General features: G+C 63.2%; 18 protein-coding genes. 5 read left to right on the top strand and 13 right to left on the bottom strand.

The features are described from left to right. Positions 1-9: 9 nt before the first annotated feature. The 10 genes from AC1DXU_RS22895 to cpaB form a co-directional block, all read right to left on the bottom strand. Positions 10-1,182 carry a GGDEF domain-containing protein gene (locus tag AC1DXU_RS22895; protein WP_477372644.1) on the bottom strand — a complete coding sequence of 391 codons (1,173 nt, stop codon included), beginning with the start codon at positions 1,180-1,182 and terminating at the stop codon, positions 10-12. 170 nt (positions 1,183-1,352) lie between these two features. Further along, the gene (locus AC1DXU_RS22890) at positions 1,353-1,823 is read right to left on the bottom strand and encodes a tetratricopeptide repeat protein (RefSeq protein ID WP_477372642.1); all 471 of its coding nucleotides are present in this window, start codon (positions 1,821-1,823) and stop codon (positions 1,353-1,355) included. A gap of 131 nt (positions 1,824-1,954) precedes the next feature. Beyond that, positions 1,955-2,785, bottom strand: a complete 831-nt coding sequence (locus AC1DXU_RS22885) for a PA3715 family protein (RefSeq protein ID WP_477372640.1) — start codon at positions 2,783-2,785, stop codon at positions 1,955-1,957. Between the two features lie 77 nt (positions 2,786-2,862). Next, positions 2,863-3,825, bottom strand: a complete 963-nt coding sequence (locus AC1DXU_RS22880) for a type II secretion system F family protein (protein ID WP_477372638.1) — start codon at positions 3,823-3,825, stop codon at positions 2,863-2,865. Between the two features lies 1 nt (position 3,826). Then, on the bottom strand, positions 3,827-4,792 hold the full coding sequence (locus AC1DXU_RS22875; protein WP_477372636.1) for a type II secretion system F family protein: 966 nt from the start codon (positions 4,790-4,792) through the stop codon (positions 3,827-3,829). Positions 4,793-4,795: 3 nt separating this feature from the next. Beyond that, positions 4,796-6,217: a CpaF family protein gene (locus tag AC1DXU_RS22870; protein WP_477314142.1), complete on the bottom strand. Its 1,422-nt coding sequence runs from the start codon at positions 6,215-6,217 to the stop codon at positions 4,796-4,798. Continuing rightward, positions 6,214-7,428: a CpaE/TadZ family protein gene (locus tag AC1DXU_RS22865; RefSeq protein ID WP_477314140.1), complete on the bottom strand. Its 1,215-nt coding sequence runs from the start codon at positions 7,426-7,428 to the stop codon at positions 6,214-6,216. The genes AC1DXU_RS22870 and AC1DXU_RS22865 overlap by 4 nt, the downstream gene beginning before the upstream one ends. 42 nt (positions 7,429-7,470) lie before the next feature. Further along, on the bottom strand, positions 7,471-7,740 hold the full coding sequence (locus AC1DXU_RS22860; protein ID WP_477314138.1) for a hypothetical protein: 270 nt from the start codon (positions 7,738-7,740) through the stop codon (positions 7,471-7,473). A gap of 4 nt (positions 7,741-7,744) precedes the next feature. Continuing rightward, entirely contained in the window at positions 7,745-9,166 is a 1,422-nt protein-coding gene (locus AC1DXU_RS22855) for a type II and III secretion system protein family protein (protein WP_477372634.1), read from the bottom strand. A 52-nt stretch (positions 9,167-9,218) separates the two neighbouring features. After that, positions 9,219-10,127, bottom strand: coding sequence for a Flp pilus assembly protein CpaB (cpaB, locus tag AC1DXU_RS22850; RefSeq protein ID WP_477372632.1), 909 nt, complete (start codon positions 10,125-10,127; stop codon positions 9,219-9,221). Positions 10,128-10,382: 255 nt separating this feature from the next. Here cpaB and parE point away from each other — a divergent pair, with 255 nt between their 5' ends. Both parE and AC1DXU_RS22840 read left to right on the top strand, forming a co-directional pair. After that, positions 10,383-12,437, top strand: a complete 2,055-nt coding sequence (parE, locus tag AC1DXU_RS22845; RefSeq protein ID WP_477372630.1) for a DNA topoisomerase IV subunit B — start codon at positions 10,383-10,385, stop codon at positions 12,435-12,437. A gap of 40 nt (positions 12,438-12,477) precedes the next feature. Then, complete coding sequence (locus tag AC1DXU_RS22840) at positions 12,478-14,538, top strand: FUSC family protein (protein WP_477372628.1); 2,061 nt, start codon at positions 12,478-12,480, stop codon at positions 14,536-14,538. Here AC1DXU_RS22840 and AC1DXU_RS22835 read toward each other — a convergent pair. Next, positions 14,535-15,656: a DUF2336 domain-containing protein gene (locus AC1DXU_RS22835; protein ID WP_477314130.1), complete on the bottom strand. Its 1,122-nt coding sequence runs from the start codon at positions 15,654-15,656 to the stop codon at positions 14,535-14,537. The two genes, AC1DXU_RS22840 and AC1DXU_RS22835, sit on opposite strands and share 4 nt — an antisense overlap. 151 nt (positions 15,657-15,807) lie before the next feature. Between AC1DXU_RS22835 and AC1DXU_RS22830 the strand changes: the two genes are divergently transcribed. Both AC1DXU_RS22830 and AC1DXU_RS22825 read left to right on the top strand, forming a co-directional pair. Next, positions 15,808-16,260 carry a MaoC family dehydratase gene (locus AC1DXU_RS22830; protein WP_477314128.1) on the top strand — a complete coding sequence of 151 codons (453 nt, stop codon included), beginning with the start codon at positions 15,808-15,810 and terminating at the stop codon, positions 16,258-16,260. Positions 16,261-16,263: 3 nt separating this feature from the next. Further along, a complete protein-coding gene (locus tag AC1DXU_RS22825; protein WP_477372626.1) occupies positions 16,264-17,139 on the top strand; it encodes an HpcH/HpaI aldolase/citrate lyase family protein in 876 nt (291 codons plus the stop codon). Positions 17,140-17,141: 2 nt separating this feature from the next. Here AC1DXU_RS22825 and AC1DXU_RS22820 read toward each other — a convergent pair whose 3' ends face one another. Together AC1DXU_RS22820 and AC1DXU_RS22815 are read right to left on the bottom strand one after the other, a co-directional pair. Further along, complete coding sequence (locus AC1DXU_RS22820) at positions 17,142-19,043, bottom strand: CASTOR/POLLUX-related putative ion channel (RefSeq protein ID WP_477372624.1); 1,902 nt, start codon at positions 19,041-19,043, stop codon at positions 17,142-17,144. A gap of 105 nt (positions 19,044-19,148) precedes the next feature. Next, positions 19,149-19,733: a nitroreductase family protein gene (locus AC1DXU_RS22815; protein ID WP_477372622.1), complete on the bottom strand. Its 585-nt coding sequence runs from the start codon at positions 19,731-19,733 to the stop codon at positions 19,149-19,151. A gap of 165 nt (positions 19,734-19,898) precedes the next feature. Here AC1DXU_RS22815 and AC1DXU_RS22810 point away from each other — a divergent pair, with 165 nt between their 5' ends. Then, positions 19,899-20,843, top strand: a complete 945-nt coding sequence (locus AC1DXU_RS22810; RefSeq protein ID WP_477372620.1) for a hypothetical protein — start codon at positions 19,899-19,901, stop codon at positions 20,841-20,843. The last annotated feature ends 60 nt before the right edge of the window (positions 20,844-20,903 follow it).

The raw sequence follows: 20,903 nt of genomic DNA, 5'->3' as shown, positions 1-20,903 counted from the left end.
CGGCTACAGTCAGGCAGAGCGCAGGGCCGGCTCGTCGGCCTTGCCGGCCTTGTTCTGGACGACGACGCGATTTCGCCCGGCGCGCTTGGCCGCATAAAGGGCAGTGTCGGCATCGGCCAGCACGACGTCGAGGCTGGCGCCGTCTGCCGCGCCAAAGCCGATGCCGCCGCTGACCGTGCTGCGCAACGGACCAAGCGGGGTGGCCACCACTTCCGTACCGAAGCTGACGCTGATCTTGCTTGCGAGGTCGTAGGCTTTTTCTTCCGTCACCCGGGACATAACCAGCACGAATTCTTCGCCGCCCAGCCGAAAGGCATCGACCCCGGTCCTGCCATATTTCCGGATCACCGCGGCAAAGCGACACAAAACCTGATCGCCAACCGGATGGCCGAACACATCATTGGTCTTCTTGAAGTGATCGAGATCGAACATGACGACCGACATGAACGGGCCGAAGACACGCTCGCCATAAAATGCCGTCAGCGCGCGCCGGTTCATCAGCCCGGTCAGTGGATCGGTCATGGTCTCGGCCTTCAATTCGATCTGCGCCTGCAAATGATGCAGCGACAGCGTCAAAGCGCCGAGCCCGGTCATGCAGGCAACCGCCACGACGGTATTCAGTCGTTCGGCCCAATTGTCAGGGGCAACGCCGAGCACCCACTGACCCTTGATGACAAGCATCGCGCCACAAAGTCCGAACGACAGCCCGCAGGCGCCACTCAGGAACGAAACCACCAGCAGGATCCGGCGCTCGTGACCGCCACCTTTGATCCAGAACATCGCCCCGATCACCGCAAGCAGCGCCGTTACAGCAGCGTAGGTAACGATGAAACCGAAACCGTCGAGGCCGAGGTAAGTCACGCCCGCGCACACAGCCATCGCAAGCAGCGTCGGCAGAACAACACGTCTGTACTCGTGCACGCCGAGATACTGCATGGCCGCCAGGCAGAGCGTCAGAAAGCCGAGACCGAGTAGCGCCAGCACGATCTGGCAAAGCCACGGGCTCGGAGCCCTTGTGTACTGCCAAAACAAGATCACATGCGCGACCAGAACGAGAATGCCGCACGCCACGCTCAGCACGAAGCGCCCGCGCGGCGCGCTCAGCCAGATCGCAAACATGGTGATGCTGAGGCACAGACCGGACAGCGCAGCTGCAAGCAGGAGCGAACTGAAATCCAACATGTGTGAGCAGCAGCCTCTTGGGGAGATCGTCGGGTGCGCTGCATTCTAGGGCAGCTAAAGGCTGCAGATACGTATTTTCGGCAGGCCGTCCGACGCTACCTTTCGACAAGGTTTACAAAGCGTCGCTGTCGCGCCCCGCGGAAGCAGCAGCGCACGGTAGAGGCGAAGTTTCAGCCCTTGTTCAGCAGCGCCAGATTGGCATCGACCACCGTCGGGTCGGTCATGCCGGCTTTGGCTTCCAGAAGCAGCGCCTTGGCCTTCTTGCGGTTGCCGCGCAACAATTGCGAATAGCCCATATTGTTGATGATCTGCGGCTTGCGTCCGGCGACCTTCAACAGCTGATCGTAGGCGCGGTCGGCAAAGTCGAAGCGGCCGAGTTCGTCATAGGAAGCGGCAAGCCCCATCCAAGCCTCGGCATTGTCGGCCTTCAGTTCCACCGCCTTGCGGAAATGCTTCTCGGCAAGGCCGTAATTGGCGTCGCGAAATTGCGCCTTGCCCTCCGTCAGGTCGGACGAGCTGACGTCCTTTGCCACTGGTGGGATGGCGGTGGTCTTGGTCGCATCGACACCGCTCGACGTACAACCTGTGACCATCAAGACGGCCGCAATCGCGGCCATTGCCGTGAGAGTTCTGTAACGCATGCCCCTGCCTCAATCGCCCGATTTGCCGGGTCGTTCTTCAGGAAGCAGACTACAAGAGAGCAATTAAACTTCAGTGCTGAAACGCACCTAAATTTTGGTTTCGGGCACACCGGCCATTAACCACACGAAGGCTATTCCGGCCCCATGATCTTGAGTGCCGCGGGAACCGGATAGCGGCTGCCGTCATAGCGCAGCCGGTAGGTCCGCGTCACGGACTTGCCGGGATGCGACTGGCACTCGCCATTCTTGTCGATCGCGGGTTCGTCGGTATCCGTCCGCTCGACCACGCTGATGTCGCGATAACCGTGATGGCTCGCCCGGCTCATCGCCAGGCTGACCTGGCTGGAATGAAAGGATCCGGCGCAACTGGCATCGCCTTCGCCGCCAAAGCCGGCCACGACCAGGCCGTCGAGCACCAACCGCAGGGCATCGTCGTCCACGGCATAGAGCCGCAGGGCGGTTTCTCTGAAGGGATTGGGCTGCGAATGGTTTGCCCTGTCGATGCTCAGGCCGAAGGCTGTGATCTCGGGCGCCAGCCTATAGCGGCCGGTATCGAATTCGACCTTGCGGATGGCGATGGCATCGTCGGTCACGGGCTGGAGCAGGCGCTGGCGCACCTGCAGGTTGTTCCTGTCGACGACCAGAATCTCCACATCGCCGACATGCCTGTCGCTGGGTTGGGCGCTGTCGATCAGCGGCACCGCAACCAACAGCAGATCGTCATGGGCAGGCCAGATCTTGCAGACCAGGCCTGGCGTATCGTAGTCGTATTGTGGGGATGTCAGAGAGATGCTGGTGTGGGGCTCAAGTGTGAACGAGGCGCCGTCCGCGCTCTTTTGGGCCTTGGGATAGGCCTGCTGCACCAGGGCAGCAGCATCGCCGCAATCGTCGGCCGCGGCCCAGGCGGGCGACAGGCTGGTGGCAGCGAGGCCGAGGAAGAGCGTTCGCAACAATATTCGCATGGGGTTCTCGGGCAGAATGATCGGTTGTCAGGCCCTGTTCTGCATCCGGGACTGACTTTCAGGAGCGCTAATTCTAGCTAATGCGCCGTCATTTTGACGATAATCGGAATGACGGCAATCATCAGCACCACCGGCAGGATGCAGACCACCACCGGCACCGACATTTTGGCCGGCAAAGCGTGCGCTTTCTCCTCGGCCAACGACATGCGCTTGTGGCGCATTTCGTCGGAGAAGACGCGCAGCGCTCCCGACAGGCTGGTGCCGAGTTCCTTCGATTGCTGCAGCAGCGTCGCGAACGAACGCACCTCGTCCAGGCTGAGGCGGTCGGCGAGCGCCTTCAGAGCGTCGTCGAGGCTGCGCCCGGCCCTGAGCTCCAGCGACACCAGCTGCAGGTTCTGGCTCAGCGCTGGATAGGTCTTGGCGAGCTCCTTCGAGACGCGCTCAATGCCGGCTTCCATGCTCATGCCGGCATCGGAACAGACGATCATCAAATCCATGAAGTCGGGAAAGCCGTTGCGGTATTCGCGCATCTTTTCCCGCACCTTCTGGGTCAGCACCAGGCCTGGCAGGAAATAGCCGGCCGCTCCCGACAGGATGATGAAGGTCCAGCGGCTGGTCGCGGTCGCATCGGCGCTGGCCATCCATTCGTTGACCACAAACGCACCGATCGCGCCGCCGACAAAGGCGGCGAAACGGACCAGGAAGAACGTGCCGACCGCGCGCGGTTCCATATAGCCGGCCTGGATGAGTTTCATGCGCAGCCGGGCGACATTTTCCGGGTCGCTCTTGGCATAAAAGTCCTGCGCCCGCTTCACCGCCTTTTCGCGCACCGCATTGGAATTCTTTTTCGGTGTCGGTTCGGCCTGTTCAACCACCTTGTTGTGCTCGACCTTGAGCCGGCGCTTGAGGTCGTTGCGGTCCCCTTTCGCCACCACCAGCGGCCACGCCACCGCGCCGCCGCCCAACGCCAGCAGCATCACCGCCACGGGCATCAGCGAGGTCGGCGCCAGCGAAGCGAGGAATTGGATGATTTGTTCCATGTCAGAACCTGAAGTTCGACATCTTGAACATGATGACGTTGCCCAGCATCAGCCAGAAGATCGAACCGCCAAGCAGGTACCAGGTCTTCGGTACGTCCCAGACATCGCGATAGAATTGCGGCATCAACACCATGATGCCGGTAAACAGCAGCGCCGGCACCGCGGTCAGGATGTAGGCCGACATGCGGCCTTCTGACGAAATGGCGCGCACCTTGCGCCGCAGCTTGCCGCGTTCGCGGATCGTCGTCGACAGTCCGTCGAGGATTTCACGCAGATTGCCGCCCGAACTGGTCTGGATCGACACGGCGGTGATGAACAGCGGCAGATCCTCATGGCCGACCCGGTCGAACAGCGAATTCAACGCCGAAACCAGATCCGAGCCATACGTCACCTCGTCGGCGATGACGCCGAACTCGGTGCCGATCGGATCGGGCATTTCGCGCGACACCATGGCGATTGCCACCGGCACCGGATGGCCGGCCTTGAGGCCGCGCGTGATCAATTCCAGCGCTTCAGGCAACTGCAAGCCGAACCGCTTCAGCCGTTTGCCGCGCATGGAACGCATTGCGATCACCGGCAGCAGCGGCACCAGGACGACCAGCAACAGAAGCCCGAGCAGCAGCGACAGGCCGTACCAGAGTGCGGCGAACGTCATCGCCAGCGCCACGCCCGAAGTGATCATCAGGAATTTCGACAGCGGCATGGTCATGCCCGACTGCGTGCGCAGGGCGCGGAATCGGTCGGGTGAAAACAGCGACGTGCCGGCTTCGAGGCCCCGCTCCTTGCGCAACTGAATCAGCACCTGTTCCTGGCTGATCTTGTTTTCCTGCAGCTTCATGCGCCGGTTGATGGCGGTGCGCTTGTCGCTGCGCCCGGCATAGAGCAGATAGCAACCCTCGGCGATCATGATGCCGGTGAGTGCTGCCGCCGCGTAGACGACGTAGATGGCGCTGAAATTCTGGAACACCGCCTACTCCTGCGGCCGGCCTGGTTCGAAATATTTTCCCGGGAATTCGATGCCCATGGCGCGCAGATCTTCGAGGAAGCGCGGACGGATGCCAGTCGCCTCGTAGTAGCCGAGGATCTTGCCGTCGGCCTCCATGCCGGTGCGCACGAAGCGGAAGATCTCCTGCATCTGGATGACGTCGCCTTCCATGCCGGTCACCTCGGCGACGCTGGTCACCTTGCGCTTGCCGTCGGACAGGCGGGTCAGCTGCACGATGAGGTCGATTGCGCTGGCGATCTGGCTGCGGATCGATTGCACTGTCATCGGCATGCCGGTCATGCCGAGCATCTGTTCCAGACGCGAAATGCAATCGCGCGGCGTGTTGGCGTGGATGGTCGCCATCGAGCCTTCATGGCCGGTGTTCATCGCCTGCAGCATGTCGAAGGCTTCCTCGCCGCGGCACTCGCCGAGGATGACGCGGTCCGGACGCATGCGCAGCGCGTTCTTGACCAGGTCGCGCTGCCTCAATTCGCCATGGCCTTCGATGTTGGCCGGACGCGTTTCCATGCGCGCGACATGCGGCTGCTGCAGCTGCAGCTCCGCCGCATCCTCAATGGTGATCAAGCGTTCGTCTTCCGGAATGAAGGCCGACAGCGCATTCAGCATCGTCGTCTTGCCGGTGCCGGTGCCGCCGGAGATGATGGTCGTCTTGCGGGCATGCACGGCCGCGGCCAGCACTTCGGCCATATTCTGTGTGATGGCGCCGAACTCGACCAGCTTGTGCAGGCCGAGCTTGTTCTTGGAAAACTTGCGGATCGACACCAGCGGCCCGTCGACGCCGACCGGCCGAATGGCGGCGTTGAAGCGCGAGCCGTCCAGCATGCGCGCATCGACCATCGGCTGCGATTCGTCGACGCGCCGGCCTACCGCAGCGACGATTTTGTTTATGATTCGAAGCAGATGCGCCTCATCCTTGAAGGGGATGTGGACCTGCTGCAGCTTGCCGCGTTTTTCGACAAAGCAGTTCTGGTGGCCGTTGATCAGAATGTCGTTGATCTCGGGATCCTTCAGCAGCGGCTCCAGCGGGCCGAGGCCGACCATCTCGTCGACAATGTCGTCAACCAGCGCGTCGAGCTCGACAGTGTTGATCGCCATCCGCTCCTGGCGCGCCTTTTCGGAGACGAATTCATGAACCTGGCGGCGCATCTCGTCCTTGGGCAGCCGTTCCAGTGCGACCAGGTTGATTTCCTCAAGCAACATCCGGTGGATACGAACGCGCGCGTCGCCCACCTTGTTGCCGCCCTTGGCCGGCGTGGCTTCCGGCTTTGCCGGCAACGCCTTGCGGGTCGTCGGAATGACAACGGCGTGGTGCGCGACCGGCGCGACATCAGCCAGCTTTTGCGGGCGCGTGTCGCGATTCTGCAGTGTGGAAAAGCGGCTGGTCATCCGGCCTTCCTCTTCAGCAATCCCTTGCCGATACTGAACAGCGAGCGCGATTTCTCGGGCGTCGCGACCGCTTCTTCTGGCAGGATGATTTTCTTGAGATCGTTGACGACATTGGCGTTCGGGTCGATCTCGTGCAGCGGCACACCGCGATCGACCGCCTCGCGCACCAGCCGATAGTTGTTGGAGATGCCGCCGACGAAATGCTCGCCGAGGATTTCCTGCACATCCGCATGCTTGATGCCGCTGTCGAACATCTTCTGTTCGAAGCGGTTGACGATGACGTTCGGCTTCACTTCCTTGCCGGCCGTCTCGTAGACGGCCTGGATGAGGCGCTGCGTATGGCGCAGGCACGGCACCGTCATTTCAGCGACGATGTAGAGCTTGTTGGAGCCGAGCAGCACCGTCTCCGTCCACGGAAACCAGGTACGCGGCATGTCGATGACGACATTGTCGAAATAGGCCGAGACGAGATCGAGCATGCGCACCACGACGTCGGTCTTGAAGGAGCGCATTTCCGACGGGCGCGTCGGCGCCGCCAGCACGCAGAGCCCGCTCGCATGCTTGGACAGCATGACATCGAGCAGCTGCCGGTCGAGGCGCTCGGGCTGGTTCTCGATTTCGGTGATGTCGAAGCGCGGTTCGAGGTCGAGATATTCGGCGCAGGCGCCTTGCTGGAAATTGAGATCGACCACGCAAGTCGACGCGCCGCGCGTCACCGAATGGTGCAGCTGAAAAGCGGTCTGCAGCGCGAGCGTCGTGGTGCCGACGCCGCCGGCGGCCGGCATGAAGGTGTAGATCTGCGACTCGGTGTTTTCCTCGCGACCCGGCCCTTGCAGCGCGCGGATGACGGAGCGCACCAGATCGGCGGTGGTGATCGGCTTGACCAGAAAGTCGGCGACCTTGAGCTGGACCAGGATGCGCACCGCGGCGGCGTTGAATTCCTGGGTGACGACGACGACCGGAACGCGGCCTTCCAGCCGGCGCATGATGCGCTGCAGCGACTCGATCTCTTCGAGCTTTGCGGCATCCATGTCGACGATGAGGGCACCGAAATCGCTCTCCTGCACCTCACCGCGAAGCTCGGTGACATTTTTCTCGACCGTCGAAAGCTGGATGACCTCCGAGGCGGCGAACGCCGTGCGCGTGTCCTGCAGGAAAGCCCTATCACCGGATACGAGCAGGATATTCTTGGTCTTGATGCCGCTTGCCATTGTTTTTCAGCCTGTCAGCTCATTCGCCAATAAAAACGCCAATCAATTGGTTGTGGTCGCCTGTGCAGCCTGGGTGCCGGCCGCCTGATCGGCGGCGCCGGCCGCCGCACTGCTGCGTTGGGCCGGAACCAGAAGCTTTGTGTTCTGGACGCCGTATTTCCACGGATCGACCATCTGCATGACCGTATTGGCAGCCTGCGCGTTGCCGGCGCCTGTCGTCGGCCCTTCGCTGCGCACATAGTCGTCACTGGTACAGCCGCTGGAAAAGCCGGCGAGCAACAGGGTGATGCATAGTCCTGGAACCAGGCGCATGGCTTCAATCCTTCGGCAGGTCGAGGAAATGCCCGACCGTGGTGACTGCGGTCGGCTGTGCCGTGCTGCCGCCGGCCATTGCCAACGCACGGTTGGCGTCGGACGCCTTCACTTCCTCGGTGTTGTTGAGAAAGTAGTCGGCATTGCTGGCCGGCTGCGTGCCGTCGGTCGGCTCGGCGAGCTTTTTCGACGGGTCGACCGGCTTGACCAGATAGGGCGTGACGATGATCACCAGATCGGTCTCGCGCCGCTGATAGGCCTTGGAGGAAAACAGCGACCCAAGCACCGGCAGTTTGCCAAGGCCGGGAATGCGCGACGTCGTGATGTCGTTCTGCGATTGCAGCAGGCCGGCAATCATGAAGCTCTGTCCGTTCTTCAGGTCGACCGAGGTCTTGGCGCGGCGCACGATGAAGCCCGGCACAGAAATGTTGCCAATGTTGTAGGAAGCCGACGCGTCGATCGAGGACACTTCCGGCGCGATGTCCAGGCTGACCAGCCCATCCTTGAGCACCGTCGGCGTGAAATCCAGGCTGACGCCATATTTCTTGTAGCTGACGGAGATCTTGCCATTGTCCTCGGAGACCGGGATCGGGAACTCGCCGCCGGCGAGGAAGCTCGCCGTTTGGCCCGAACGGGCGATCAGGTTCGGCTCGGCCAATCGCCGGGCGAGCCCGTGGTCTTCCAATGCTTTGATGGCGATGTCGATCGAAACGCCATTCGACAACAGCCGGCCGATGATCTCGCCCGACCCTGCCGGCGCGATTGCCCCGGGCTCCAGCGTGACGTCGCGCCCGCCGATGCCGTAGGCAAAATTGGCGCTGTATTTCGCGCCAAGCTGCTGCCCGGCCTGCCGGTTGATCTCGACGAAGCGGACGTTGAGCTGAACCTGCTGCGACGACGAGATGTTGACCGAGTTGATCACGTCCTCTTTGCCGGAAAAGCGCGTGGCGATCTGGTTCGCCTTCTCGGCGGCGACCGCATCGTCCGCCTCGCCCGACAGCACGACGCGGCCATTGGCGGAACCAACCCTGATGTTGGCGTCCGGAACGCTGGCGCGAATGGTGCTTGCCAACTGGTCGGTATCGAGGGTCACCTCGATGTCGACAGTGCCGACAAGCTGCTTCTTTTCGTCGAACAGCGCGACACCGGTGGTGCCGAGATTGTTGCCGAGCACGTAGAAGGACTTGTCGGTAAGCGGATTTACGTTGGCGATCTCCGGATCGCCGATGACGATCTGGTAGAAGGCCGCACTGGTCACGATTGTCTTCGGCTTGCCCTTGGCCACCTTGATCGACGCGTTCTTGGTCGCCGAGACATAGACGATGTCATTGTTGGCCGTGGCCGGCCCGCTGATGCCGAGCGTTGCCGCCGCGGCCAGCGTAGCCGCTGCCGCCATGGCCCGCAAAAGGCGCAGACCTGTCGTCATCCGATATGAATTCAGCCCAAACATTGTCCCGTCCCCGTCCGGTCCCCACCGGCTATTGTTTCTGGTCCCGTGCAGGAACCTGGTATTCCTCGGCCTGCGTGCCGCGCGTCACGATGATTGTCTTGAACTTCGGCTTCTCAGGCTCCTTCGTCATGGCATCGAACAGCGAACCGGCCGTGGCCTGGACACTGGATGCGACCGAGCCACCGAAGGATGAGATGGTGGTGACACCGTTCTTGCCGTCACCGCCTTCGCTGGAAGAGCGAAGCGAGAAGGACAAGGTGCCGACGGTGCGGGCAAGTGCAACTTTCTGCGCGCCCTCGGTCGTCACCTCGATGGTCACCGAATTGGCGATCTGCGGCGTGGTCTGGCGCTCGTCGGCACCTTGCCCGACGCTCAGCACCTTGGCGTCGGATACGACGATTTCGGAGGTGACGGTCGAACCCGACGCGCCTTGCGCGTTCTTGGCCACTTCCTGGATTTCACCCGCATCGCGCGTCAGCACGACATCGACCCGGTCGCCCGGTGTGACGAAGCCGCCGACGCCGGCAATCTCGTCGGTGCGGATGGTCACCGCCCGCATTCCCGGCGACAGCATGTTGGAAAGGGTTGCGCGGCCGTTCGGCCCCGACAGTTTGGAGAGCAGCACCGGTTCGTTGATCTCGATCGGCGAAAGCACCACGCGGTTGCCGTCGGCAAGCAAGGCATCGACGGTGGTGAAGGCCCCTTGCGGGACGGAATCCTGCGACCACGGGATTTCGCTGAGCTGTGCCCGGTCGAGTGGCATGCCGTAACGCAGCGGCGCGTTCGCCACCACGATGGTCTTGAACTCGATCTTGGGTGCTTCCGGTACCGAGATCGACGCCGTCTTCTCTCCGAGATCGGCCTTGGCCTGGCTTTTTACCCAGAAATCCGCGGCAAAGATCGAGATCGCCCCGAAAACGGCGGCGATGCCGATCATGGTTATGGCCTTGCCCCTCACACCGATACCCCTGGAACCTGTGGTCTTTTGTTTGTTGGAGCCGACGCTAGGCCGCATAGTTAAAGAAACAGGAATTGTGGCCGGCTCCGTTGGACCTATTTCCGCCAGCTTGGTTATCGAATGGTTTTAGGCTAAGACGTTCCGATCCCCCGAACGGAACAGGAACCCTCGTTCGCCCGCAAAAAGCGTGGCAGTATCGAACGGTGATTCGCAGCATCGGAATCTATGGCCAGCATGGACGACAACAACGATCTTTTCGGTAGCCTGGACAAGCAGCCGCAACCGGTTCGCGCCGCGCCACGCGCGGCTGATCCGATTGTCCAGGCGGCCAAGCGCCCGGCAGCAACCCGCGACGGCAGCGAGGGCTACAGTGCCGCCGACATCGAGGTGCTGGAAGGACTGGAGCCGGTGCGGCGCCGGCCCGGCATGTACATCGGCGGCACCGACGACAAGGCGATGCACCATCTGTTCGCCGAGGTCATCGACAATTCGATGGACGAGGCGGTCGCCGGCCACGCGACCTTCATCGACGTCGAGCTTACCGCCGACGGCTATCTGGCCGTCACCGACAATGGCCGCGGCATTCCTGTCGATCCGCACCCGAAGTTCAAGAAGCCGGCGCTCGAAGTCATCATGACGACGCTGCATTCGGGCGGCAAGTTCGACTCGAAGGTCTACGAGACATCCGGCGGTTTGCACGGCGTCGGCGTCTCCGTCGTCAACGCGCTGTCGGACCATCTCGAGGTTGAAGTCGCCCGTGGCCGTCAGCTCTATCGCCAGCGCTTTTCGCGCGGCGTTCCGGTAACCGGCCTGGAGCAGCTCGGCGAGGTGCACAACCGGCGCGGCACAAAAATCCGTTTCCATCCCGACGAGCAGATTTTTGGCAAGGGCGCGGCGTTCGAGCCGGCGCGGCTCTACCGCATGACGCGCTCGAAAGCCTATCTGTTCGGCGGCGTCGAGATCCGCTGGACCTGCGATCCCTCGCTGATCAAGGACAAGGACACGACGCCGGCGAAAGCCGAGTTCCATTTTCCGGGCGGTCTCAAGGACTATCTGAAGGCATCGCTTGGCGACGACTTCCAGGTCACTCGCGAAATCTTTGCCGGCAAGAGCGAGAAACAAGGCGGCCACGGTTCGCTCGAATGGGCGGTGACCTGGTTCGGCGGCGACGGTTTCATCAATTCCTACTGCAACACCATCCCGACCGGCGAAGGCGGCACGCACGAGGCCGGCTTTCGCAACGTCCTGACGCGGGGTTTGCGCGCCTATGCCGATCTGGTTGGCAACAAGCGCGCCTCGATCGTCACCTCGGAAGACGTCATGATCTCGGCGGCGGGCATGCTGTCGGTGTTCATCCGCGAACCGGAATTCGTCGGCCAGACCAAGGACAGGCTGGCGACGATCGAGGCAATTCGCATTGTCGAAACCGCGATCCGCGACCCCTTCGACCACTGGCTGGCCGACAACCCGCAGGAAGCTTCAAAGCTGCTTGAGTGGGTGATCGCGCGCGCTGACGAACGGGTGCGCCGGCGCCAGGAAAAGGAAGTGTCGCGCAAGAGCGCGGTGCGCAAGCTCAGGCTGCCCGGCAAACTCGCCGACTGCACGCAGAACGCCGCCGCCGGCGCCGAACTGTTCATCGTCGAAGGCGATTCGGCCGGCGGCTCGGCCAAACAGGCACGCGACCGCGCCAGCCAGGCGGTGTTGCCGCTGCGTGGAAAAATCCTCAATGTCGCCAGCGCCGGCAACGACAAGCTGGCTGCCAACCAGCAGATCTCGGACCTGATCCAGGCGCTCGGCTGCGGCACGCGGTCAAAGTACCGCGACGAGGATTTGCGCTACGACCGGGTCATCATCATGACCGACGCCGACGTCGACGGCGCCCACATCGCTTCGCTGCTGATCACCTTCTTCTACCAAGAAATGCCTAACCTGGTGAACGGCGGCCATCTCTATCTGGCGGTGCCGCCGCTCTATTCGATCCGGCAAGGCGGCAAGGTCGCCTATGCCCGCGACGATGGCCACAAGGACGAGCTTCTGCGCACCGAATTCACCGGCCGCGGCAAAGTCGAGATCGGCCGCTTCAAGGGCCTGGGCGAGATGATGGCCGCGCAGCTCAAGGAAACCACCATGGATCCAAGGAAGCGCACGCTGCTCAGGGTCGACGTGATCGATGCCGTGGCTGCGACCAAGGATGCGGTCGATGCGCTGATGGGCACCAAGCCGGAGGCACGCTTCCGTTTCATCCAGGAACGCGCCGAATTCGCCGCAACGGAAGTGCTGGATATCTAAGCGCCCGCTACTCTAATTTGCCGTTCTAGGAGACGAGCATGTGACCTGGGCGCGGCTGAACGAGCATATCGGCACGAGTTTCGCCGCGCTGACACAGCCGACGCGCTCGGACTGGATTTTTGCCCTGCGCACCGTTTCGGCCGGCCTGATCGCGCTTCTCGCCGCCTACGCCCTCAAGCTCGACCACCCGCAATGGGCGATGATGACGGTGTTCATCGTCGCCCAGCCGGTTGCCGGCATGGTGCTGGCGAAAGGCTTTTATCGGCTGCTCGGCACGCTGGCCGGCGGTCTGGCGGCGATCGGCATCACCACCGTCTTCGGCACCGGCCCGTGGCTGCTGGTCACCGCGCTGGCGGTCTGGATCGGCCTCTGCACGCTGGTTTCGTCGCTGCTGCGCAATCCAGAAGCCTATGGCGCAGCACTTGCCGGCTATACCGCCATGATCATCGGCCTGCCGGCCTTCGGGCAGCCGCACCTCGTTGTCGATCTTGCCGTGGCGCGCTGCGCCGAGATCGTGCTTGGCATCGTCTGCGCCGGCCTGACCAGCCGGCTGATCCTGCCGAAACTGGCCGCCGACGCCATCATCGCCAGGCTGAAGCGTAGCATTCTCGACCTTGCCGTCTATGCCGGCGGCGCCTTCTCCGGCGGCGATACGGCAATGCTTGCCGGCCTGCACCGAAAGCTGATCACCGATGCCCAGACGCTCGGCGAAATGCGCACCTATGCCAGGCTGGAAGCGCCGAGCTTCGCCACCCGCGCCCATCCGGTCAGGCGCACCATCGGCCAGCTTCTGTCGGGCCTGTCGGCTGCGCGCGCGCTGCATGCCCATGCCGCACCGAAAAATGCCGCCCTCATTCCGGTGCGCACCGAGCTGCAGGCCCTGGTCGGCGAACTGGCGGCCAAACCGGGCGCCCTCGACGACACTCCGCCCTGGGTGGCGCGGCTCGATGCGATCGCCGCCAAGGCCCGGCAAACGCCGGACATGTCATCCGTGCAAGATGGCGACAGGCTGGGCACCGTCACCCGGCTCACCATTGCCGCCGATTTCGCGGAAGCCCTGAAGCAGGTGTTGCGCGGCCTCGATGCGCTGCGCTCTCCCGCCTCTCGCCCGGCGCGCGACCGCAAGCAGCCGGCGCTGGTCGTGCACCGCGACTACCATGCGGCCTGGCGCAACGCCGCGCGCGCCGCACTCGCCACGCTGCTGGTCGCCGCCTTCTGGCTGACGACGAAATGGTCCGAAGCGGCAGGCACGGTCATTCTTGTCGCCGTCGTCTCCAGCCTATTTGCTGCGCGCCCTGATCCGGTGCAGTCGGCCTGGGGCTTCTTCAAGGGAACGTTGCTGGCCCTGCCCTTTGCCTTCCTCGTCGGTCAGGTCGCCCTTCCTGCCTTGCCCGGCTTCGGCTGGTTCGCGCTCCTAGTGGTGCCGATCCTGGTGCCGGCGGCACTCGCAATGGCCAATCCGCGCTATGTCGGCGTCGCCACCGCCTTCGCCATCAATTTCCTGGCCTTCCTCAGCCCGCACCAGGCGATGACCTACGATCCCGGGCCGTTCTTTGCCGGGTCGGCGTCGATCCTGGTCGGCATCCTTTTGGCGATCGGGGTCTTCCTCGTCGTGCTGCCCGCCGACCCCTGGGTCACCATCAACCGCATCGTCCGGGCCATGCGCGAAGATCTGGCGCGGCTTTGCCTGCATGAGCGCGTGCCTAGACGCTCGGCCTTCGAGAGCCTCGCCTATGACCGGGTCAACCAGTTGATGCCGCTGATTCAGCGCGCCGGCAAGAAAGGCGATGCCATTCTCGACGGCAGCATCGCCGCCGTCACCGTCGGGCTCGAAATCCTGCGCCTGCGCAGCGCACAGCAGAATCCCTCTACCCCACCCGAAACCGCGCTTTCGGTCACCAATTTTCTGCGTGGACTGGCGCGCGAGCTGCTGTTTCACAGGCCAGGCGAACAGCAAACCACGACCATCGCCGTTGCCAGGCAATATGCGGCAGCCCTCACCGAGCGCAGCGACAGCGCTGATGTGCTGCAAATCGCCGCTTCGCTGCGCATCGTCGCCGCTGCGATCGAGGACTTTCCGGAGTTCTTCGCGAAGAATTAGGCCGCGGCGATCGCCAGCGCGTGTCCCCGCGCGTTTTCGCGCAGCGCGTCGAGATGGATCGACTTGACCAACCCGGCAAGATCGCCTTCCGCCGACTGTCCGCCCAATTCCTTCAGCATCAGCCAACTGACTTCCTGGACGCCGGCGACGCGCTTGCCATTGGCAACCTCGCGCCAGATTTTCAGGGCGCGCAGGATGACGGCGTGGGTGGCGGCGGCGAGGCCGGCGCTGCGGAACAGCGCCTGTAGCGCCACGTCGTGGCCGCCGGCCAGCAGCGCCCTCACCCGTTGCTCGGATTGCTGGCTGAGCGCGACCAGCGCCGAGCCGAAGAAATCGACCTTGCCATGCGCGATGGTGCGGATGATGAAGCTCGCGGTGAGATCGCCGCGCAGGCGCAGATGTTCGATGAGGGCTGCGTGTTCGGCCGCCTTGGTGCCTTCGATCAGCGTCACCGAAGCCTTGACGCAAGCGTCGCGCGTGACGCGCTCGGCTCTGGCCGCTCCCATCAGCGCCATCACCAGTGGCGAGGTTTTCAGCGTTTCACCGAGTTTGACCAGCAGCATATGCCGGCAGTCGGCTGGCAGGCGCGCGTCGGCGATCATCGCTTCGCGCACCGCAGGCACATGGCCATGCCGTTCTGCCATGCGGCGAAAGCTGAGCGAGGCAATGTCGGCGCCGCTGTTGGCGAGAAGCGTGGCGCAGGCTTCCGGTTCGCCGATTTCGGCGATGGCCGCGGCCACCGACATCGAAACGACCGGCCGGTCGGCAATCAGCTTCTGCGTCGCCTTCTGGCCGCTGGCAACGCGATCGATCAGGTCGGCATCGGTAAGCAGCGGCGAACGCGCCAGCACCAGCGCGGCCACTTCCGGCTGGTCGGAGGCCAGCGCGCTGATGATCTGCAGCGGCGCGTGATGGCTCATCGACAGCGCTTCGGCGATCGCTTGTCGCACTTTTGACGATGCGTCGTCGAGCAGCAGCGTCAGCGCGGCTTCGGCTGCGCAACGGTCCTCGAACGGCAGGTCGGCATTGATATAGGCGCGGGCCAGCGCGCTTGCCGCGGCGGCGCGCTCGGAAACCCTCGCCGTGTAGATCCATTTCAGGAAATGCGAAACAACCATGCCGTCCGCTAACGCCCCTACGCCCGAGTCCGTTCTGGCCCCGTGTAGACCGTAGGCAGAAATGGTTTACGAAGCGTTCACCATGTTTATTAACTGGCTTGCGAGCGGAATAGGCAGCGCCTATCAACCTTGAGCAGTGAGGAGATCGATCATGGCCGGGCTTTATCTTGAGGAGTTCGTCGTCGGCCACGTCTTCAAGCACACGCTGCGCAAGACCGTCACCGAAAGCGACAACATGCTGTTTTCGGTGATGACGCTGAACCCGCAGCCGCTGCACATCGATTTCGACTTCGCCGCCAAAAGCGAATGGGGCAAGCCGCTGGTCAATTCGCTGTTTACGCTCGGCCTGATGATCGGCATTTCGGTCAACGACATCACCGTCGGCACCACCGTCGCCAATCTCGGCATGAAGGAGACGGTGTTTCCGCACCCGGTCTTCCACGGCGACACCATTCGCGTCGAGACCACAGTGATCTCCGTGCGCGACTCGAAATCGAAGCCGGACCGCGGCATCGTCGAATTCGAGCACCGCGCCTATAATCAAAACGATGTGCTCGTCGCCAAATGCACGAGGCAAGCGATGATGATGAAGAAGGCGATCTAGTTCATGCGCTCGCTGCTCTTTGTTCCCGGCGATTCCGAACGGAAGCTGGAAAAGGGTTTTGCCGCCGGCGCCGACGTGGTCATCGTCGACCTCGAGGATTCGGTGGCGCCACAGAACAAGTCTCTGGCGCGCGACATCGCGGCAAGGGTCATCGTCGAACAGCGGCTACACTCGAAGTCCGCGATCTATGTCAGGGTCAACGATCTCTCGACCGGATTGACCGACGACGATCTCGCCGCACTGGTTGCGGCGAAACCCGACGGCATCATGCTGCCGAAGTCGAACAGCGGCCAGGATGTCCAGCATCTGTCGGCAAAGCTCAGGGTGCATGAGGCCGAGAACGGCCTGCCGGACGGCGCGATAAAGATCCTGCCGATCATCACCGAGACCGCGGCCGGCGTGCTGGCGGCTGCGAGCTACGCCAAGGCCAACGCCCGGCTTGTCGGCCTCACCTGGGGCGCTGAAGATCTTTCAGCGGCGATAGGTGCCCGCACGGCGCGGGACGAACGCGGCCGCTATACCGACGTCTTTCGGCTTGCCCGCACCATGACCATCCTCGCTGCCGGCGCTGCCGAGGTCGCGGCGATCGACACTGTCTTTCCGAACTTTCGCGACATGGCTGCCTTCGAGGCGGAATGCACGGAAGCCGAGCGCGACGGCTTCACCGGCAAGATGGCGATCCACCCGGCGCAAGTGCCGGTCATCAACGTCGCCTTCACGCCCTCAGTCGAAGCGGTGCAACACTCGCTGGCGATCGTCGCGGCGTTCGAAGCGGCGGGAAATCCCGGCGTCGTCGGCATCGACGGCAAGATGGTCGACCGCCCGCATCTGCGGCTAGCCGAACGGCTTCTGGCGCGAGCCAGGGCAGCCGGAGTTTAGTCTCAGTCCCGCGCCAGCACGATGATCCGGTCCTCCGGCAGATAGGCCAGCGCTTGCGACTTCATCGGGTTGACGGTGACGCCGCCCAGCGACCGCTGGTCGACCTCTCCGGCGCGGATGCGCCGGTAGCCTATGGCGATTTCGCCGCGCAACCGCGCCGATTCCGCGATCGTCCAGAAGGTCAAAGGCTGGTCGATGGCGACATAGTCGGCGACCGGGCGCATGTAGATTTCGGAGCCCTTCTCGTCGAGCAGGTCATCGAAGATCGCGGCGAGGTACTGGTTCTCCGACGCCTGCGCCAGCATCAAGCTGACCAGCCTGTTGCTGACGACGAAATCATCGGCCTTGGTGACAGCCGCAAGCTCCCGGTTGCGCACGTCGATCATCTCGCTGACGATCGAGATGTGCTGGCCGGCATCGTCCGCGATCTTGCGCAGATGCAGCAGCGTCACCAGCGTGCGCGTGTCGGCAGGCTGCGCCGCCATGGTTTCGCTGTAGCCGAGCACCAGCACGTGGTCGTAGGACGGCACGTCCAGGCTTGCAAGCGCAGTGCTGCTCGACGTGTCGGTGATGCGGCACGAGACCGACAGATTGTCGCCGACGACGGGCAGTGCGGCAACTTCCTGTTCGAGGCCGGGCGTGTCGGCGGCGATGGTCATGATCGAACCAGGCGCGACGTAGCGCGACAGTTCGTAAGTGATGATCGGACCGCGCCGGTTCCAGCCGAGGATCAGCGTGCGCTCCGGCTTCGCCTCGATGGACCGCGGGCCATGGATCGCCGCCGCGTTGGTCTCGATCCTGGCGCTTCCCAGCTTCATCGCCGCATCGTCCTCGGCGATGATGATGGCGCGGATGCCCGTCTCGATCACCAGGTCCGACGGCGGGTTGAGATTAACCCGCCCCTTTTGGTCGCAAAGCCCGATCAGTGCGCAGTGCTCAAACGCCATCACCGCTTCGCCAAAAGTCTTGCCGGTGAGGTCCGGCAGCTCGGTCGTGTAGATTTCGCACCCGTCGAAATCGAGCAGCTCCGAATAGACGCCGCTGAGACCCGACTCCCGGCTCGAATGCACGACGATGCGTGAGATCAGCTGGTCGGCCAGCACGAGCTGCACCTCGGCTCCGCCGACGACGCGCGCGACCTCGGCGTTCTTGCCATCGCGGATCTCGGCGGCGATGTTGTAGGGGGTGGTGCGCCGGTCCGGGTCGTTGACCAGCGCCAGCACGGTCTTGATGACCTGCGAATCCGGATCGTCGCCGTTCGGCGACAGCACGATGATCGAGCGCGAGGTCTGCGGATTGACGATGGCGAGGTCGTAGAGATCGGTCGGGTCGCCGCTGCGGCAGATGATGCGCGTGTTGCCCAGTTTGCCGACCTTGGCCGCGATCTCGTCCTCCATCTCGACCTTGTCCATGTTCGCCATGACGACGATGCGCGGATGCCGGCGGCTGGCATTGGCAATGACGAGTTCGGAGATGACGTCGAAGATCGACGGCGACCAGTTGAGGATGATGGTGTGATCGGTCTCCAGCACCCGTGAGCGGCCCTTGCGCAATTCATCGAGCTTGCTGTCGACGCCGGCGCTAAGCACGCCGATCAGGGCCGACACGACGAAGATGCCGGCAAGCGTGACCAGCAGCATGACCAGACGGAAGGCCCAGCCGGTGTCACCGCCCATCGTACCGGAATCGAGCGTGCGCATCAGCGATTCCCAGAACGCTTCGACGAAGTTCAGCGGTTCGCCGCCTTCCGGAGCGATACGGGTTACTGCCAGGAAAGCCGCGGCGGCGATGATGATCAGCAGGGAAAGGACGGCGAGCCAGCCGATCAGCGCGATCGGGCCGGCGGCCATGCTCTTGTCAAACCAGTAGCGCAGCCGGATTCCCAGCGAGTCTCGTTTCTTCATGTCGCCGGCGCCCCGCACTATCCCAAGGTCGATGCGCCAACCCAACGCATCGCCGAAGTCGCCCTCTTAGCCTGTGTTTAAATAAAGGGGAATCGCTTTCGCGTGTCAGCCGTTCCAAGGCCCGGAATAATCGGCATAGAGCTTTGCCGGATCAGGACGCGGCCGTTCCGGCGCCGGCCCCTGGTAGGAGCCGATATGGACGAAGCCGACGACGCGCTCATGCGGTGCCAGCCCCAGGATCGCCCTGCCCTCCGCCACGTCTGAATACCAGTTGCTGATCATGTTGGTGCCGAAGCCCAGCGCATTGGCCGATATCATCAGGTTCATCGCTGCCATGCCACCCGACAGGAACATTTCCCATTGCGGGATTTTCGGGTTCTCTTTCGGCACCGACACCACGCCGATCACCAGCGGCGCGCGCGAAAAGCGCGCCAGTTCCTGGTTGTGGCGGTTCTCGGGCAACGGCCCTTCGCGCTGTTCGGCAAGGGCGGCAAGCTTCTTGCCGATCTCGACACGAGCCTCGCCGCGATAGAGGATGAAGCGCCAGGGCTCGAGCCGGCCGTGATCGGGCACGCGCGTGGCGGCGGCGATCATGGTCGCGATATCCGCATCGCTGGGCGCCGGTTCCTTCAGCTCCGGGATCGGCGCGGAATTGCGGGTCAGCAGGAAGTCGATGATCGGCGACGCCATGGGCGCTAGTCTCCTGAAACACTCAATTTTGAGCTGAAGCACGCCATTGGAACATCGGGCGGCTCGGGCATTTGGCGCTATGCGCCGGACGAAAGAGCCTCTAGCAGAAGCGGATCGGACTCTTAAGCCTTGAAATTGCCACCGCCTTGGGCTTCAACGCAAGGCATGTTTGAGGGGACATTGCGTCTTTTCCTGATTTGGCTCTGCGCCGCACTGTTCATGGTGCCGGCCTCGCTTGCCGTCGCACAGAACGCCGACGGTGTCAGTGACCTGAAACTTCCCGGCATTTCGAGCTATGCAACCCCGAAAAGCGAAACACCGCTGGCTTTGGCCGGCAGCGGCGCGATCACGCTGTCGGCGCAACTGACCGACAAGGGCGCCGACATCACGCGCGGCATTGTCTGGCGCGTCTTCAAGCCTGTAGCCGCCAGCGACGGCAAGCTGCCGATGGTTGCTTCCGCTCATGGCGGCACCGCCGTGTTTCAGCTCGAGCCCGGCAGCTACCTCGTCCATGCCTCCTATGGAAGGGCCGGCGCCACCAAGCGCATCACCGTCGGCAAGGAAGCCAAGCGCGAGAGCCTGGTGCTCGATGCCGGCGGCCTCAAGCTCGACGCCGTGCTGTCGGGCGGCGTGCGCATACCGCCGAAGAAGCTGCGCTTCTCCATCTATGAGGGTGAGGCCGAGGTGATCCGCGACGTCGAGCCGAACAGCGTCGTGCGGCTCAACGCCGGCGTCTATCATGTCGTCTCGAACTATGGCTCGGTGAATGCGGTCATCCGCTCCGACATCCGCGTCGAGGCCGGCAAGCTCACCGAAGCCACCGTCGAGCACCGGGCGGCCGAGATGACCATGAAGCTGGTGCGCGAGACCGGTGGCGAGGCGATCGCCGACACCTCCTGGTCGCTGCTCAACGAATCCGGCGATCCGATCCAGGAAACCGTCGGCGCCTTCGCCTCAATGGTGCTGGCCGAGGGCGACTACACCATCATCGCCAAGAACCGCGACCGCATCTACCAGAAGGATTTTGCCGTTGTCGCCGGGCAGAATCAGGAAATCGAGGTTCTGGCCACCGACGCCTCGGCCATCGATCCCGAGGAAGGGGCGGACTAGAGCAATTCCAGGAAAACAGTGAAACGGTTTTCCGTCCGGAATTGTGTTTAAACAAAAGAA

This window comes from Mesorhizobium sp. P3_A10 (assembly GCF_056403175.1).
This window is presented reverse-complemented; position numbering and strand designations above follow the sequence as displayed.

Coding starts and splice junctions, on each gene's coding strand:
- AC1DXU_RS22870 (WP_477314142.1), bottom strand. CDS start 6,217: ATGACCAGCCGCTTTTCCACACTGCAGAATCGCGACACGCGCCCGCAA.
- AC1DXU_RS22830 (WP_477314128.1), top strand. CDS start 15,808: ATGGCCGGGCTTTATCTTGAGGAGTTCGTCGTCGGCCACGTCTTCAAG.
- AC1DXU_RS22885 (WP_477372640.1), bottom strand. CDS start 2,785: ATGCGAATATTGTTGCGAACGCTCTTCCTCGGCCTCGCTGCCACCAGC.
- AC1DXU_RS22890 (WP_477372642.1), bottom strand. CDS start 1,823: ATGCGTTACAGAACTCTCACGGCAATGGCCGCGATTGCGGCCGTCTTG.
- AC1DXU_RS22820 (WP_477372624.1), bottom strand. CDS start 19,043: ATGAAGAAACGAGACTCGCTGGGAATCCGGCTGCGCTACTGGTTTGAC.
- AC1DXU_RS22865 (WP_477314140.1), bottom strand. CDS start 7,428: ATGGCAAGCGGCATCAAGACCAAGAATATCCTGCTCGTATCCGGTGAT.
- cpaB (WP_477372632.1), bottom strand. CDS start 10,127: ATGATCGGCATCGCCGCCGTTTTCGGGGCGATCTCGATCTTTGCCGCG.
- parE (WP_477372630.1), top strand. CDS start 10,383: ATGGACGACAACAACGATCTTTTCGGTAGCCTGGACAAGCAGCCGCAA.
- AC1DXU_RS22815 (WP_477372622.1), bottom strand. CDS start 19,733: ATGGCGTCGCCGATCATCGACTTCCTGCTGACCCGCAATTCCGCGCCG.
- AC1DXU_RS22860 (WP_477314138.1), bottom strand. CDS start 7,740: ATGCGCCTGGTTCCAGGACTATGCATCACCCTGTTGCTCGCCGGCTTT.
- AC1DXU_RS22825 (WP_477372626.1), top strand. CDS start 16,264: ATGCGCTCGCTGCTCTTTGTTCCCGGCGATTCCGAACGGAAGCTGGAA.
- AC1DXU_RS22855 (WP_477372634.1), bottom strand. CDS start 9,166: ATGACGACAGGTCTGCGCCTTTTGCGGGCCATGGCGGCAGCGGCTACG.
- AC1DXU_RS22835 (WP_477314130.1), bottom strand. CDS start 15,656: ATGGTTGTTTCGCATTTCCTGAAATGGATCTACACGGCGAGGGTTTCC.
- AC1DXU_RS22810 (WP_477372620.1), top strand. CDS start 19,899: ATGTTTGAGGGGACATTGCGTCTTTTCCTGATTTGGCTCTGCGCCGCA.
- AC1DXU_RS22895 (WP_477372644.1), bottom strand. CDS start 1,182: ATGTTGGATTTCAGTTCGCTCCTGCTTGCAGCTGCGCTGTCCGGTCTG.
- AC1DXU_RS22880 (WP_477372638.1), bottom strand. CDS start 3,825: ATGGAACAAATCATCCAATTCCTCGCTTCGCTGGCGCCGACCTCGCTG.